Annotated in this window: 13 protein-coding genes; 4 read left to right on the plus strand and 9 right to left on the minus strand. The window is 68.0% G+C overall.

What is annotated here, in order from left to right; translation table 11 throughout:
- Positions 1–9 precede the first annotated feature (9 nt).
- Positions 10–780 (plus strand): DUF4097 family beta strand repeat-containing protein, encoded by a 771-nt coding sequence (locus EV137_RS15750; protein ID WP_134129801.1) that lies wholly within the window; start codon positions 10–12, stop codon positions 778–780.
- 7 nt (positions 781–787) lie between these two features.
- Here EV137_RS15750 and EV137_RS15755 read toward each other — a convergent pair whose 3' ends face one another.
- The 9 genes from EV137_RS15755 to paaN form a co-directional block, all read right to left on the minus strand.
- Positions 788–1,036, minus strand: a complete 249-nt coding sequence (locus EV137_RS15755; protein ID WP_134011906.1) for a DUF6458 family protein — start codon at positions 1,034–1,036, stop codon at positions 788–790.
- A gap of 60 nt (positions 1,037–1,096) precedes the next feature.
- Positions 1,097–2,875 carry an NHL domain-containing thioredoxin family protein gene (locus EV137_RS15760; RefSeq protein WP_134129802.1) on the minus strand — a complete coding sequence of 593 codons (1,779 nt, stop codon included), beginning with the start codon at positions 2,873–2,875 and terminating at the stop codon, positions 1,097–1,099.
- A gap of 55 nt (positions 2,876–2,930) precedes the next feature.
- Entirely contained in the window at positions 2,931–4,565 is a 1,635-nt protein-coding gene (locus EV137_RS15765; protein ID WP_238175353.1) for a hypothetical protein, read from the minus strand.
- A gap of 142 nt (positions 4,566–4,707) precedes the next feature.
- Positions 4,708–5,613: a carbohydrate ABC transporter permease gene (locus EV137_RS15770; protein WP_134129803.1), complete on the minus strand. Its 906-nt coding sequence runs from the start codon at positions 5,611–5,613 to the stop codon at positions 4,708–4,710.
- The gene (locus EV137_RS15775; protein WP_134011900.1) at positions 5,610–6,509 is read right to left on the minus strand and encodes a carbohydrate ABC transporter permease; all 900 of its coding nucleotides are present in this window, start codon (positions 6,507–6,509) and stop codon (positions 5,610–5,612) included. Before EV137_RS15775 ends, EV137_RS15770 begins: the two co-directional genes overlap by 4 nt.
- Positions 6,510–6,568: 59 nt before the next feature.
- Positions 6,569–7,846 carry an ABC transporter substrate-binding protein gene (locus EV137_RS15780; RefSeq protein WP_134011898.1) on the minus strand — a complete coding sequence of 426 codons (1,278 nt, stop codon included), beginning with the start codon at positions 7,844–7,846 and terminating at the stop codon, positions 6,569–6,571.
- A gap of 221 nt (positions 7,847–8,067) precedes the next feature.
- Positions 8,068–8,586 carry a flavin reductase family protein gene (locus EV137_RS15785; protein ID WP_134129804.1) on the minus strand — a complete coding sequence of 173 codons (519 nt, stop codon included), beginning with the start codon at positions 8,584–8,586 and terminating at the stop codon, positions 8,068–8,070.
- A 115-nt stretch (positions 8,587–8,701) separates the two neighbouring features.
- A complete protein-coding gene (locus tag EV137_RS15790; protein WP_134129805.1) occupies positions 8,702–10,069 on the minus strand; it encodes a serine hydrolase domain-containing protein in 1,368 nt (455 codons plus the stop codon).
- Positions 10,070–10,211: 142 nt separating this feature from the next.
- Positions 10,212–11,885, minus strand: coding sequence for a phenylacetic acid degradation protein PaaN (gene paaN, locus EV137_RS15795; protein WP_134129806.1), 1,674 nt, complete (start codon positions 11,883–11,885; stop codon positions 10,212–10,214).
- Positions 11,886–11,956: 71 nt separating this feature from the next.
- Between paaN and paaI the strand changes: the two genes are divergently transcribed.
- From paaI to paaK, 3 genes are read left to right on the plus strand one after another with little or no spacing between them, the layout of a single operon-like run.
- The gene (paaI, locus tag EV137_RS15800; protein ID WP_134129807.1) at positions 11,957–12,373 is read left to right on the plus strand and encodes a hydroxyphenylacetyl-CoA thioesterase PaaI; all 417 of its coding nucleotides are present in this window, start codon (positions 11,957–11,959) and stop codon (positions 12,371–12,373) included.
- Entirely contained in the window at positions 12,370–13,572 is a 1,203-nt protein-coding gene (gene pcaF, locus EV137_RS15805) for a 3-oxoadipyl-CoA thiolase (RefSeq protein WP_134129808.1), read from the plus strand. Before paaI ends, pcaF begins: the two co-directional genes overlap by 4 nt.
- A gap of 9 nt (positions 13,573–13,581) precedes the next feature.
- Positions 13,582–14,877, plus strand: coding sequence for a phenylacetate--CoA ligase PaaK (paaK, locus tag EV137_RS15810; protein WP_134129809.1), 1,296 nt, complete (start codon positions 13,582–13,584; stop codon positions 14,875–14,877).
- Positions 14,878–14,897 lie beyond the last annotated feature (20 nt).

The raw sequence follows: 14,897 nt of genomic DNA on the forward strand, positions 1-14,897 counted from the left end.
AGGCGGACGATGGCGGAGAACAAGCAGCTCGGCGTGATCTTGCTGGTGGCGGCGGCCGGGCTGACGTTCTGGCAGTTCGGGGATCGGGACTCCGACGACACGCACAAGATCGACGACAAGATCACCACCGTCCAGCTCGCCGCAGGCCACGCCGACATCACGATCAACGTGTCCGACGACGACCGGGCCAGCGTGCGGGAGAAGCGCAAGTTCTGGTTCTGGAAGCACGGCGACGCCTACTCGGTGAACGACGGCGTACTCAAGCTGGACGGCGACTGCGGCTGGCAGTGCACCGCCGACTTCGAGGTGACCGTGCCGCGCGGCACCAAGGTCACCGGCGAGAACGGCAGCGGTGATATCGAGATCACCGGCGTGGCCGGGGTCGACGCGAAGTCCAACTCGGGCAAGGTCGAGCTCCGCGAGGTGAAGGGCGACGTCAACCTCGATGTCACCTCCGGCAACGTGTCCGTGCAGGACCTGACCGGGAAACTCGACGTCAAGGCCAACTCCGGCGATATCGAGGCCAAGGACCTGAGCGGCGGCGCGGTGAACGTCGAGACCACGTCCGGCGACATCGAGCTCGACCTCTCCGAGGCCGGCGACATCCGCGCCAAGGGCACCAGCGGGGACATCGAGATCAGCGCCCCGAGCGGCGGCTACAAGGTCACCACCGAGACCAAGCACGGCGAGGTCGAGGACAGCCTCGGCAGCAACACGACCGCCGGCCACACTCTGACCGCTACCACCACCTCAGGCGATATCGAACTCCACAGCCACTGATGAAGGACTACTCCTTCAGGTCGCGGTGGTGTTCCTCGACGACGCGGTATTCCTCTTCGACGGCTGGGTCGATAGCGGTGGTCTCCACCCGCCGGCGGCGGTTGGTGATGTAGAAGGAAAGCAGGATGCCGGCCAGGCCCGCCAGGAGCAGGATGTAGCCGACGACCTGCAGGTTCACGGCGTCCCAGCTGTCGCGGACGGCGAACGCGAAAATGCCGCCGACCACCATCAAAAAGATCCCCACACCGATACTCATCCGGGCCTCCCAGCGAGTCCTTGGACCTACACCTTCGACGGTACCCCTTCGGCAAACAAGTTACTTACCGCCGGACAGAACGAGTTCGACGCGGTTCGGGCCGTCGGGGGTGATGTGGACGGGGACGCCCCAGTCCTGGCGGTGCATATGGCAGGCGGGAAACTCCACCTCGGCGGAGTCGTCGCACGAGGCGGCCTGGACGGCCACGTGGAGGACCCCGGAGCCGGCGTGCGGGTCGACGACGAGACGACGTACGAGATCGGTGGAGTCGCCCGCCCCCTCACGGAGCAGGTTGTCCGGAGTGGAGGAGACCAGAAGCCGGGTGGACGGGCCGTAGCGGTCGTCCAGCTTCTGTCCCGGCGGCGGGTTGAAGACGACCTCGAGCGTGACCTCTCCAGCAGCGAGATCCATCGGCGGACGCTGCGACCGCGTGCTGAACTCGTCGGCCGTCGCGGAAGCCCCGAGCGGGATCCGGGTCAGGCGGTGCGCGGCGGACTCGACGACGAGCAACTCGTTGCCCACGACAACAGCTCCGCTCGGCTCGGCCAGCCCGGTGGCCATCGTGTCGACGGTCTCGGTCCGCGGGTCGTACCGCCGTACGGCGCCGTTGTAGGTGTCGGCGATCGCGACGGATCCGTCAGGGAGGACCGTCACGCCGAGCGGATGCTGCAGCAACGCCTCGCTCGCCTTGCCGTCGCGCAGCCCGAAGTCGAAGAGCCCGGTGCCGACAGCAGTGTGTACCTCGGCGTCGATCCATCGCAGCGCCGAGATCTCCGAATCAGCCAGCCACAGCCGATCGCCGTCCGCCGCGAGCCCGCTCGTCTGCGCGAACCACGCTTCGCCGAGCGGCCCGTCCTTCAGCCCCTCGTTGGTCGTACCTGCCGCGACCGCGGTCTCTCCGGTGAACGGATCGAACGTCCACAGCTGGTGTACGCCGGCCATCGCGATCCACACCTTGTCGCCCCACCAAGCGACATCCCATGGCGAGCTCAGTACGTCGGTCCCGTCGCCGTCCATCCATTGCTTGCCGGTGCCGACCAACGTCGTCACCTGGCCGTCGGCGAGCGACACGCCGCGCAGCGCGTGATTGACGGTGTCCGCGACCACGACGTCGTACCCGACCTTCTCGGCCACGTCGGACGGCAGCACCACCAGACCGTTCGGCTCGGAGAAGCTCGCCTCACCGGCGGCTCCGTCGGCGAAACCACGATGGCCCGATCCGATCCGGCGTACGACGGTGGTCGCGTCGGCGGCGAGCTCGACGATGCTGTGGTTACCTGCGTCTGCGACCAGGAACCCGTTGTCCACCGCAACGACCTTCGCCGGGAAGCGGAGATCGGTCGGCTCGGGCGTCGGAGCGACGTACGGCGACCGGCCGCGGGTCAGGGTCCCTGCCTCGTCGTGCTGCACGATCAGCTCGGCCAGCAGGGCGTCCAGGGCATGCTCGTGGCCTTCACCGGAGTACTGCGCGACGACGTACCCGTTCGGATCCACCAGGACCAGCGTCGGCCAGGCGCGTGCGGTGTAGTTCTGCCAGGTGATCAGCTCCGGGTCGTCCAGCACCGGATGCCCCACCTCGTACCGCTCGACAGCGGCTCGGACCGCGGCTTCCTCACCCTCGTGGGCGAACTTCGGGGAGTGCACCCCCACGATCACCAGCGCGTCGCCGTACTTCTCCTCCAACGGCCGCAACTCGTCCAGCACATGCAGACAGTTGATGCAGCAGAACGTCCAAAAATCCAGCAACAGAAAGCGTCCACGGAAGTCCGCGAGCGACAACTCCCGCCCACCCGTGTTCAACCAGCCACGACCCTTGAGCTCCGGCGCGCGCACATGCATGTCCCCATTGTCCGCCGCGGCTCAACAGCAGCCGCCACAGGCCCGGCGGATGAGATCAGCGCGGCAGGATCAGGGTGTCGGTCAGGAGTTTTGCGGTTTTGCGGAGGGTTGCCGGGGAGGACGAGAGGTCGGTGGCGAGGGTGTAGGGGGTGAGGGTTTCGCCGGGGCCTACCAGGCGGTGGCGGTGCGCGAGGAGCCAGACGATGGCTCGGGGCCAGGTGGAGAGGCGGGCCTTGGCCAGGAGGTCGGGGGCGTCGCGGACCAGGCGTTCGGCAATGTCGAAGGCGTCCGGCGCGTACGCCGTACCGAGGGTTTCACCGGCCATCAGCCAGGCGTGCGGCGCGAGGACCGAGAGCGTCGCGGCTTGGTGATTGTCCAGGCCGCGGAGGTCGGGCTGAGGCGGGGACCCGAGGCCGGCGAGGGCTCGGTAAGCGTCTTCCAGGTCGTTGGTCGCGTCGTCGAGGAAGACCCGCTCGCCAGGCTTCGAGCCGACCGGGTCGATCATCGCGGCGGCTTCCAGGGCCGGTTGCCAGACGTCGACGGCGTCGATCGCCTCGTCGACCGTGTCCAGCGGCAGGTGGGTCCGATCGCCGGCGAACTCGAGCCAGGCCTTCACCACCACCGGGACCGCGTCGAAATAGGTGCTGTCAGCAAGCACCTTGCGCGGCAGCCAGTGCGCGAGGAAGAGCTCGACCAGTACGCCGCTGACGCGCAGCGGACCGCCGACGGTGTGGTCGACCGCGTGATCGATCCACAGCCGGGCGATGTCCGCGGCATCGTCGGGCAGGCCAACGGCGTACCGTGAATCGAGGAACTCCTCGACCAGCTGTTCGCGCTGTCGCGGAGTCATGAGCGGGCGGATCGGCGGCCGGACCGGGCGCTCCGGCATCTGGGTCAGCCGGTTCACCAGCAGGCCGGTGAAGAACTCGAAGTCCTCGCTCACCGGCGGATCGTCGTAGTCGCGGGTCTCGCCGAGCGCCTGCAGGATGATGCCGGCGGCGATCGGCGGCCGCACGGTCCGGATGGTCACCCGGCCCCCGCGCTCGTACGCCTCCAGGACGCGGTCCACCGGCGGGCCGACGAACACGTCCTTGATGATCGCGCCGAGATTGTTGTCGATGAACACCACCACGGTGTGCGGATGCTGCTCGTCGTCGTAGTCGAGCACGACGCTCAGCCCGTCACCGGTGATGTCCTCGGACACGATCGCGCTGGTCAGCCGGAAGCCGGCGATCCGCGTCACCCATTCCGGTACTTCGTCCTGCGTCCGCAACCGGGACACATGCGCCCGCTGCAGCGGCAGTCGCCCGGCCGGGCCGACGGTCCGGGCCAGGCTCGTCAGCAGGACGAAAGACTCGAGATCACGGCGCTCGCCGAGCACCCGCGCAGCGTCGGCCCAGAAGAACCGCTCCACCTCGCCGATCTCGTCCGGGAGCCCGGCCGGCCACAGCTGGTCGGCGAGCATCGCCGCCGAACGCGCCACCGACGCCTCGGCGATCACCGGATGCAGAGCGGCCGGAACCGCGGCCATGTCGAGGGCAAGCGTTTCCAGCAAGGTCTCCAGCACGGCGACGCTAGGCGTGGTGTCGACATCCACAGCCACCGCCGGCGCGGGCGGCTCGCCCGGGTCGGAGCCGACGAGCCGCAGATGGCTGCGCCGTCCGTCCCGTCCACTCGGAGACTTGGTCACCTCCGTGAGATTACCGTCCGCACCCCCTCCCCCGCAGTCCTGTCAGCGCGCCCTGTGGACAACTCCGCCGTACATCCATGAGCACCCACCAACCGTTTCGCGGGTGGAAGTGTGGTTGGTGGGTGCTCGAAGACGGTCGGCTTCAGCCCTTGAGGGCGCCGGCCATCAGGCCGCCGATGAACCAGCGGCCCAGGAGGATGTAGACGAGCAGCGTCGGGAACGACGTGATCAGCGCACCCGCCATACTCGCCGCGTAGTCGACCTTCTGGCCGCCGGACAGTGCCGCCAGGCCCAAGGTCACGGGCCCGTTGTTCTGCTGGGTCAGGAACAACGCGAACAGGAAGTCGTTCCAGACCGAGGTGAACTGCCAGATCAGCGTCACCACGAACCCGGAGATCGAGATCGGCAGGATGATCCGCGCGTACGTCTGGATCAGGCCGGCCCCGTCCACCCGGGCCGACTCGATGATCTCGTTCGGAACGATGGTGGCGTAGTAGTTGCGGAAGATCAGCGTGCAGATCGGGATGCCGTAGATGCAGTGAGCGACGATCAGGGTCGGCACGCCCCGGGTGATGTCCAGCTCGGTGAACGTCGTCCGCAGCGGCAGCATCACCGCCTGGTACGGGATAAACATCCCGAAAAGGATGAACGCGAACACGATGTTCGCGCCCGGGAACCGCCAGCGGGCCAGCACGAACCCGTTCGCGGACCCGATCACCGACGAGATGATCGCGGCCGGGATCGCCAGCGACAGCGACCGGATCATGTACGGCTGCAGCACGTCCCACGCCTTGCGCCACGGCTCCAGCGTCCATTCCTTCGGCAGGTTCCACTGCGAGGCCGCGGTGGTGTCGCCGGAGGTCTTGAAGCTGGTGATCAGTACGACGTACACCGGGGTCAGCACGAACAGCAGGAACAGCAGCAGCAGCACGTACCGGATTGTCCGGCTGCGCCGGGTGGTTCCTTCGCCGAGCCTGCTGCTCGGCGGCTTCCGGCTGATCGCCGCCGCTGCCTTGCCGGTCGCGGCCTGCGCCTCGACGGCGGTCATCGCTCCTCCTCATGCCGGACGGTCAACGCGAGGTACGGGATGACGAGTACGGCGACGACCGCGAGCATCACGATCGCGATCGCGGCCGCCTTGGCCTGGTCACTGCGCAACAAGGTGTTCCACATCAGGATGGCCGGCACCTCGGTGCGGAACTGGTTCGGCCCGGTGATCGCGTAGATCAGGTCGAACAGCTTCAGCGATATGTGCCCGAGGATGATCAGAGCCGACAGCGCGATCGGCGACAGCTGCGGGAACAACACGTGCCGGTACAGCTTGAACTCCGACGCGCCGTCCACCCGGGCCGCCTCACGCAGCTCCGGCGGAATCCCCCGGAAACCGGCCAGGAACAGCGCCATGATGTATCCGGACATCTGCCAGACCGCGGGCAACGCGATGGACATCATCGTCGTCCATCTACTTCCCCCGGTCCACCACGGATTCTCCAGGAAGTTCAGATGGAGAATCGCGAACAGCCGGTTCAGCCCGCGCGCGTCGTCGCCCTGGGACGGGTTCAGCAACCAGCCCCAGACGACGCCCGAGGCGATCATCGAGATCGCCATCGGGAACAGGAAGACCGACCGGAAGATCGACTCGCCGGGCACGCCCTTCTCCAGCAGCAACGCCCAGATCAGACCGAAGATCAGCGTGCCCACGATGAACGCCACCGTGAGCACGCCGAGGTTCTTCAGCGAGTTGAGGAACCGGTCCTCGGTGAACAGGTGCCCGTAGTTCTCGAACCCGACGTAGTCCGCCGGGCCCTTGCGAGCCGTGTGCCGGTTCGTCAGCGAGGTGTTGAAGGACCATGCGATCAGCCCGTAGACGAAGTACCCGAGCAGCAGCACCGTCGGCAGCAGCACCAGGGCGCCAGGGCCCCACGTGCGAATTCTTCCGTGCACCTCTCAGTCCTCCAACGAGCATACGGTCCGCAACGCTGCGCTGAATTTTCTTGGCTGCATCAGCTCGTCTTCATCGCAGTACCAAGGGCTTTCTGCAGCTTCGCGACGTCCTGACTGCCGCTGAACTGGCTGAGCGCCGACAGGATGTCGTTGTTCTGGCCGGCCGTGCACGCGGCACCGTGGGCGCAGGACGGGACGATCGTGTCCTTCTTCCAGTCCGCCATCGCGGTCTGCTGGTACTTCGGGTAGTCGGCCGGGTCGGCGTCCGAACGCGCCGGGATCGAGCCCTTCTTGGTGTTGAACGCCTTCTGGCCCTCGGCCGAGCCGACGACCTTCAGCCAGCACTTCGCACCGTCGGGGTCCGCACCGTTGGTCGGCAGCGTGAACGAGTCCGCGAGGAACTGGAACGAGTCGCCCGTACCCGGGGCCGGCCAGTAGGTGTACGCCGTCTCCGGAACCTTGTTGGCCAGCTGCTGCGCGGCGACCCAGTCACCCATCAGGGTGTATCCGGCCTTGCCGGCATTCACGTAGCCGAGCGAGTCCGACCAGTCGATCGCCTCGCGGTCGGCGTTGCTGAACGACAGCAGCGTCTTGTACTTGTTCAGCGCCGCGGTCACATCGGCGCCGGCCCAGTCAGTCTTGCCGTCCCAGAGACCTTTGAACTTGTCCGGGCCGAGCTCGGCCAGCAGAGTCGTCTCCACCAGCATCTCCTGGGCGAAGCCCTTGGAGAGCCCCAGCGGCGCGGCCACACCGGCGGCCTTCAGCTTGGTCAGATCGGCGATCCACGCGTCCACGCTGGCCGGAGCCTTGGTGGCGTCGATGTTCGCCTTCTTCAGGACCGTCGGGTTCGTCCAGACCACGTTCGCCCGGTGGATGTTGGCGGGGATCGAGTAGATCTTGCCGTCGACGGTCAGATTGTCGATCAGGTTCTGCGGGAAAGCCTTGTCCAGTCCGTAGTCCTTGTACAGCTGGCTGACGTCGTCGACCTGGCCGGCGTTGATGTAGTCCTTCAGCTCCGCACCTGCGTGCGCCTGGAACGTCGACGGCGGCTTGCCCGCCTGCAGATCGTTGGCCAGCACCTGCTTGGCGTTCGCGCCGGCACCGCCGGCCACCGCCGAGTTGACGAACTTGTAGTCCTTGCACTCCGTGCCGAACACGGACACCAGGCCGTCCAGCCCGGCCTTCTCACCACCGTCTGCCCACCAGGTGAAGACAGTGACGTCCTTGCTCGCGGAGGAGTCTCCGCCACCGCTGTCGTCGCTGTTTCCGCAGGCGCTCACCGCGAGAAGACCCGCCGCACCCACCAGCGCCAGGGTCTTGCTCAGACCACCACGCATGATTTTCACTCTCCGATCAATAGATGGAGCCGCCTGTGACAACGATGCCCCCTTGACGGTGCAACTCTGGGACGGCGCGCAGCGGGTGTCAACGTTCCGCGCAGGCGCGTTGCGCAGCCGTGACCCCGCGCACCTTGACAGTGTGAGAGCGCGCACATTCCGGGTTCGATCGACCCCTGCGCGCATCCGCAGTGCGCAAAACGTCAGGGTCTGAGCAGCACCTAGATCGTCGCGTAGCGTCCGCGGCGGTGCACCAGCGCGGGTACGTCGTCGGCGGCGAGCTCCACGTGCGCGATCTCCAGTTGCACCTGGAGCGCCCAGCCGATCTCGGGCGGGTCGGGGTCGACGAGGGTGCAGCCGGCCCAGGTGCTGACGCCGGCCGGCGCCGGGCCCCAGGCGGTATCCGTCCAGTCGATCATCCGGAACGGTCCGCCCGGAGCGGGTGCGACATACCCGAAGGCGTCGGCCAGTTGGCGGTGCGGTTCGCCGAGCAGCGACACCACCGCGGTCCTTGCCTCACGCAACGTTTCCCACAGGTCCGAGTCGGGGTCGAGCAGCCCGATCACGTACCCGGGCTCGCCGTCGGCCACCAGCATCGACGACACCGTGAGCCCGGCCCGCTTCCCGTCGTACGCCGTCGTCCACAGCCCGACCGGCGACGGCAGCCGCCCCCGCAACCGCCGAACCGGACTCCGCTCGGACTCAGGCGGCAGGAACGGATGGTCACCGTGAATGGTCATGGGGCCTCCCGTCCTGGACTGAGGAGTGGAGGGAGCGAAGCGACCGGAGCGACGAGGGAAGGACGGGAGTTAAAGCCCCATGACCCGCCGCGCCGGAGGCGTGGCATGTGTGCTGTCACCGGGCCACGGTAACTCGTTCCGGGAGGGTGAAGGTTTCGATGGGCTCCAGGCTCAGGCCGCTGGAGCCGTGGACCGTCTTGACCGCGCCGTTGGCGTCGAACGTGAAGCGGTACGACTCGCCGTACGAGCCGTAGCCGTTGCCGCCGGTGACGCGGAGCGTGTCGCCGTCCGCCTCGAGCGGCTGCGGTTCGTCAGCCGGGTTCGGGCTGGACGGGTCGGTCGCGTAGAGGCGGCCGCCGATGACGACGAAGTCCGTGACGCCCCAGAGGTTCGCGAAGCGGCCGGTGAAGCGGTGGAGGTCGCCTGCGCCGCGATCCTTCGACTCGGCGAGGTCGAGGAGCCTGAAGAGACCCTCCGCGAACTGCGACGCGGGCCCGTCGATCGCGTTGGTCAGCACCGAGACGACGATCCGGTGCTCGGGGTCGACGAGGGTCCTGGTGATGTGGCCCGGATACCCGCCGCCGTGGCCGAACACCTCCCGGTCGCCGACCTTGCTCACCGCCAGGCCGAGGCCGTACCGCGCCTTCTCGTCCGCCCCGGTCGTCCACAGCGGGTGCTGCATCTCGCGCTTGGACTTGTCCGAGAGCAGCCGGTCGTCGCCGGGCAGGTGCGCGGAGAAGTACGTGACCAAGTCGCGCGCGTTACCGAAGAACCCGGTCGCCGAGGCCAGCGCACGGGTGTCGACATGCTCGATCGGGACGCGCGTGTCGGCGTACGTCAGCGCGCTGTACCCGGCGGCGTACTCGGTCAGCCGGGCCGGATCCAGCTCCGGGCCGAGACCCGACAGCCCGAGCTTGTCCACGATCGCGGTCTGGACATAGGAGTTGTACGGCGTACCGCTCGCCGCCTCGACGACGAGTCCGAGCAGGCCGTAGCCGATGTTCGAGTATTTGAAGCGCTCGTTCTCCGCGATCACGGCCGACGACTCGTCCCGCAGTACCTCGAGCAACTGGTCACGGTCCGGGAAGGCTGTGGACAACTGCCACCAGCTCGCGTCCAGGCTGTCCCGGGTCACGCCTCCGGCGTGCGCGAGCAGCTCACGGACGGTCCGCTCGCCGACCGGCGTACCGACGATCTCGGTGACGTGCTGCGACACCTTGTCGTCCAGCCGCAGCCGGCCCTGCTCGACCAGCTGGAAGATGGCGGTGCCGGTGAACGTCTTCGAGTGCGACGCGATCCGGAACAGGTGCTGGTCGGTCAGCGGTACGTCGTTCTCCACGTCCGCCAGCCCGTACGACGCCGAGAACGCGATCGAGTCCTCGACGTACACCGCGACCTGGACGCCCGGCACCCGCTGGTACCGCTGGTTGAACGCCAGCCAGCTGTCGTAGTAGGCGAGTGCCTCGGTCACGCTTTGTGTCACGGCGGTTCTCCTGGCGGATCGGCGGATGGAGATTTCTGTCAGGCCTTCCGCATCAGGGTCCGCTCAACGACGCCAGGGCAGCAACTTGAGCGCCGCGAGTCCTTTCCAATCCTGTCCATTCCTGCCGAAACGAATCGACCCGCTACCCAGCGTGGCGGCGGGACTGGATGACCCGGAAGCGGCTCGCGACATAGGCGCCGTCGGTGTACGTCGCGTTGGCCGCGGGGTTCGCCCCGGTGCCGTGGAAGTCGCTGAACGCGGCCGACTGGTTCACGAACACCTGGCCGGTCAGATTCTCCGACAGCGCGACGCCCGCGTCGAGGGCCGCGTCCCGGGCCTCGTCCAAGACCTTGGAGTCGGCCGAGTAGATCCCGGCGGTCATCGCGCCGCCCTCGGCGACGGTCTTCCGGAACAGGTCGATCGATTGCGCGGTGTCGGCGGTCTTGACCAGGAACGAGACCGGCCCGAAGCACTCGCGCCCGTACACCTCGGCGTCGTCCGCGCCGACCGCCACGAGCAACGGCGTACGGACCACCGCGTCCGGGAACGCCGGGTGCTGGATCGCCCGGGACTCCAGCACCACCTCGCCGTACTCCGGGGCGAGGTCGAGGCGGCTGATCACCGCCTGGTTCACGATGCCGCCGAGGATCTCGACCGCGCGGGCGTCGTCGCCGAGCAGTCTGCCGATCGCCGTCGCGAGCGCGGCGCCGACCTCCTCGAAGGACTTGTGGCCCTCGTCGGTCTCGATCCCGCCGGCCGGGACGAACAGGTTCTGGGTGGTGGTGCACATCTGGCCGGAGTAGAGGGAGAGCGTGAAAGCCAGGTTGCCGGTCAGTGCCTTGAAGGAGTCGGTGGAGTCGATGACGACCGCGTTCACGCCGGCCTTCTCGGTGAAGACGGTCGCCTGGGTCGCGTTCTGCTCCAGCCACTCGCCGAACTCGCTGCCGCCGGTGAAGTCGATCAGCTTCACCTCGGGCCGGGTCGCCAGCGGCTTGGCCAGGCCGTCACCTGCGCGCTCAGTGGCGAGGGTGACCAGGTTCGGGTCGAAACCGGCCTCGGCGAGCACCTCCCGGCAGACGTCGACGGTGATCGCCAACGGCAGCACGGCCAGCGGGTGCGGCTTGACGACGACCGCGTTGCCGGTGACCAGCGAGGCGAACAGGCCGGGCCAGGAGTTCCAGGTCGGGAACGTGTTGCAGCCGATCACCAGCGCGACGCCGCGGCCGGTGACGGTGAACGTCTTCTCCATCCGGATCGGATCGCCCTTGGCCGGCTTCTCCCAGGTCGCGGTCGCGGGATAACGGTTCATCTCCTCGTGCGCGTACGCGACCGCCTCGAGCGCCCGGTCGAGCGCGTGCGCGCCGCCGGCCTGGAAGGCCATCACGAACGCCTGACCGCTGGTGTGCTGAACGGCGTTGGCGAGCTCGAAGATCCGCTTGTGCAGCCGCTCGAGAATCTCCAGGGCGACCCCGGTCCGCCCGTCGATCCCGGCCCGGCGCCAGTCCGCGAGGCCCTGCTGCGCCGCGGTCAGCAGCTCGTCCAGACCCTCCTCGACGACCCGCGGGTACGAGACGTCCATCGCGATCCCGTACGGCGACTGCTCGGTGACGACGGTGCCGCGCGATCCGGGGATCTCGAGCGCGTACGTCGTACCCAGATGAGCCTCGAAGGCCGCCTTACCGTCGGCCGCCGCAGTCTCGCCGTACACCCGGGGGCTCGGTGACTCCGGGAACGCGGAGTGGTAGCCGCGGTCGTGGATCGCCTTCAGCGCACCGTTGAGGCGCTCGCGGTGGGAGGAGAGCAGGTCGGTGGTCATGAGGGCGATGTTACAGTCGTTGACGCGATTCGTACTAGGGTGTCACAAGCCTCTTCTCGATTGGGCAACGGATGGACGACTTGGCGGCCCGCGTGGCGGCGGCGATGTGGGCGGAGGACACCGCCAGCGCCGGGCTGGGAATGCAGCTGGTGGCGGTCGGCGAGGGTACGGCGCGACTCGAGATGCCGGTGCGCGAGGACATGGTCAACGGGCACGGGATCGCGCATGGTGGATTCGTGTTCTGTCTGGCCGACTCGGCATTCGCGTTCGCCTGCAACTCGCGCAACCAGGTGACGGTCGCGCAGGCCTGCGACATCGTGTTCGTCGCCCCGGCGCGGCGTGGCGATCTGCTGGTCGCCGAGGCCCGGGAGCGGACGTCGTACGGCCGGAACGCGATCTACGACATCACGGTCACCCGCGACGACGAGGTGATCGCCGAGTTCCGCGGCCGCCAACTGTCCGGAACCATCGTTACGGAGGAATCATGACTCGCGAGGCGTTTCTGGTCGATGGTGTCCGCACCCCGATCGGGCGGTACGGCGGTGCGCTCGCCCTGGTCCGTCCGGACGACCTCGCCGCACACGCGATCTCGTCGCTGCTGAACCGGACCGCGCTGGACCCGGCCCGGATCGACGACGTGATCCTCGGTTGCGCGAACCAGGCCGGCGAGGACAACCGGAACGTCGCGCGGATGGCGGTGCTGCTCGCCGGTCTGCCGGACTCGGTCCCGGGGACGACCATCAACCGGCTCTGCGGATCGGGCCTGGACGCGGTCGCGTACGCCGCCCGATCAATCATTGCCGGGGACAACGACATCGTGGTGGCCGGTGGCGCCGAGTCGATGTCGCGGGCGCCGTTCGTGATGCCGAAGGCAACGACCGCGTTCTCCCGGCAGGCGGAGGTCTTCGACACCACGATCGGGTGGCGGTTCGTCAATCCGGTGCTGAAGGAGCAGTACGGGATCGACTCGATGCCGGAGACGGCCGAGAACGTCGCCGCGGAGTTCTCGATCTCTCGCGAGGATCAGGACCTGTTCGCGTTGCGCTCGCAGCAGCGGGCCGCCAAGGCGCAGGCCAACGGACGACTTTCCGAAGAGATCGTTGCGGTCGACGTACCGGGTAAGCGCGGGGCGGTGACTGTCGTTGATGCTGACGAGCACCCGCGTGAGACCTCGCTCGAAGCGCTTGCCGGCTTGAAGACTCCGTTCCGATCGCCTGGGACGGTGACGGCGGGGAACGCGTCGGGGGTGAACGACGGGGCGGCGGCCTTGCTCGTGATGAGCGGTGAGGCTGTGGAGCAGTACGGCGTGACACCGTTGGCCCGGGTCGTGGGGACGGCCGCTGCCGGCGTACCGCCTCGGATCATGGGGATCGGACCGGCGCCCGCGACGCGGAAGCTGCTCGACCGCACCGGGGTCGCGTTGTCCGACATCGACGTGATCGAGTTGAACGAGGCATTCGCGTCCCAGTCGCTCGCCGTACTGCGAGAGCTCGGCCTGCCCGACGACGCCGAGCACGTCAACCCGAACGGCGGCGCCATCGCCCTCGGCCACCCGCTGGGGATGTCCGGCGCCCGCCTCGCGCTCACCGCCGCCCTGGAGCTCCGCCACCGCGACGCCCGGTACGCGCTGGCCACCATGTGCATCGGCGTCGGCCAGGGCATCGCGACCCTGCTCGCCCGTCCCTAGGGAGTCCTTATGCTCGGTGACGCCTGTCCTTCGGAGTTGCGTGATGCCGGCGAGCAGTTGTCGGTCGACGAACTGCGGGCCCGGCAGCTGTCGTTGCTGCAGGCAACCGTACGGCGGGCCTACGAGAACGTCCCGCACTACCGGGCGGCGCTGGACGCGGTCGGGTTCAAGCCCGGCGACCTTGCCGATCTGAGCGATCTGAGCCGGTTGCCGTTCACGGCGAAGAAGGATCTGCGCGACAACTACCCGTTCGGGATGTTCGCGGTACCCAGGACTGAAGTCGTGCGTGTGCATGCTTCGTCCGGGACCACCGGCCGGCCGACGGTGGTCGGGTATACGCGGCGGGATCTCGACAACTGGGCGGACCTGATGGCGCGATCGATCCGCGCGGCCGGCGGGCGCGCGGGCGACGTCTGCCATGTCGCCTACGGGTACGGCCTGTTCACCGGCGGACTCGGTGCGCACTACGGGGCCGAGCGGCTCGGGTGCACCGTCGTACCGGTCTCCGGCGGGATGACCGAACGCCAGGTGGACCTGATCCGCGACTTCGGCGCCCGCATCATCATGGTCACGCCGTCGTACTTCCTCGCGATCGTCGACGAGATGGAGGCCCGCGGCCTCGATCCGCGGGACACGTCGCTGCGGATCGGGATCTTCGGCGCCGAACCGTGGACCGAGCAGATGCGCACCGAGGTCGAGGAACGCACCGGCATCCATGCCGTCGACATCTACGGACTGTCCGAGGTGATGGGACCCGGCGTCGCGCAGGAGTGCGTGGAGACGAAGGACGGCCTGCACATCTGGGAGGACCATTTCTACCCGGAGATCATTGATCCGGTCACCGGCGACGTACTTCCCGACGGCTCCGAAGGCGAACTGGTCTTCACCACGCTGACCAAGGAAGCCTTCCCGGTACTGCGCTACCGCACCAGGGATCTGACCCGGTTGCTGCCGGGAACGGCCCGCCCCGGCCTGCGCCGCATGGAGAAGATCACCGGCCGCACCGACGACATGATGATCGTCCGCGGCGTCAACGTCTTCCCCACCCAGATCGAAGAACAGATCCTCCTGGTCGAAGGCCTCACCCCGCACTACCTCTGCGTCCTCACCCGCCCCCACCGCCTCGACGAACTGACAGTCCAGGTCGAAGCCGCCCCCGACCTGGCGGACCGCACAGCCGCGGCCACCACGTTGTCCCGCCGCATCAAGGACCGGGTAGGCGTCACCGCCACCGTCGAGGTCCTCGACCCCCACGCCCTGGAACGCTCCCTCGGCAAGGCCAAACGCATCAAGGACAACCGCTAACGACAGGAGGTAGTCGCCTG

Origin of the sequence: Kribbella pratensis (assembly GCF_004366075.1) — a bacterium.
GTDB classification, from domain to species: Bacteria; Actinomycetota; Actinomycetes; order Propionibacteriales; family Kribbellaceae; genus Kribbella; species Kribbella pratensis.

Coding starts and splice junctions, on each gene's coding strand:
- EV137_RS15780 (WP_134011898.1), bottom strand. CDS start 7,846: ATGCGTGGTGGTCTGAGCAAGACCCTGGCGCTGGTGGGTGCGGCGGGT.
- paaI (WP_134129807.1), top strand. CDS start 11,957: ATGGACGACTTGGCGGCCCGCGTGGCGGCGGCGATGTGGGCGGAGGAC.
- EV137_RS15785 (WP_134129804.1), bottom strand. CDS start 8,586: ATGACCATTCACGGTGACCATCCGTTCCTGCCGCCTGAGTCCGAGCGG.
- paaK (WP_134129809.1), top strand. CDS start 13,582: ATGCTCGGTGACGCCTGTCCTTCGGAGTTGCGTGATGCCGGCGAGCAG.
- EV137_RS15770 (WP_134129803.1), bottom strand. CDS start 5,613: ATGACCGCCGTCGAGGCGCAGGCCGCGACCGGCAAGGCAGCGGCGGCG.
- EV137_RS15755 (WP_134011906.1), bottom strand. CDS start 1,036: ATGAGTATCGGTGTGGGGATCTTTTTGATGGTGGTCGGCGGCATTTTC.
- pcaF (WP_134129808.1), top strand. CDS start 12,370: ATGACTCGCGAGGCGTTTCTGGTCGATGGTGTCCGCACCCCGATCGGG.
- paaN (WP_134129806.1), bottom strand. CDS start 11,885: ATGACCACCGACCTGCTCTCCTCCCACCGCGAGCGCCTCAACGGTGCG.
- EV137_RS15750 (WP_134129801.1), top strand. CDS start 10: ATGGCGGAGAACAAGCAGCTCGGCGTGATCTTGCTGGTGGCGGCGGCC.
- EV137_RS15760 (WP_134129802.1), bottom strand. CDS start 2,875: ATGCATGTGCGCGCGCCGGAGCTCAAGGGTCGTGGCTGGTTGAACACG.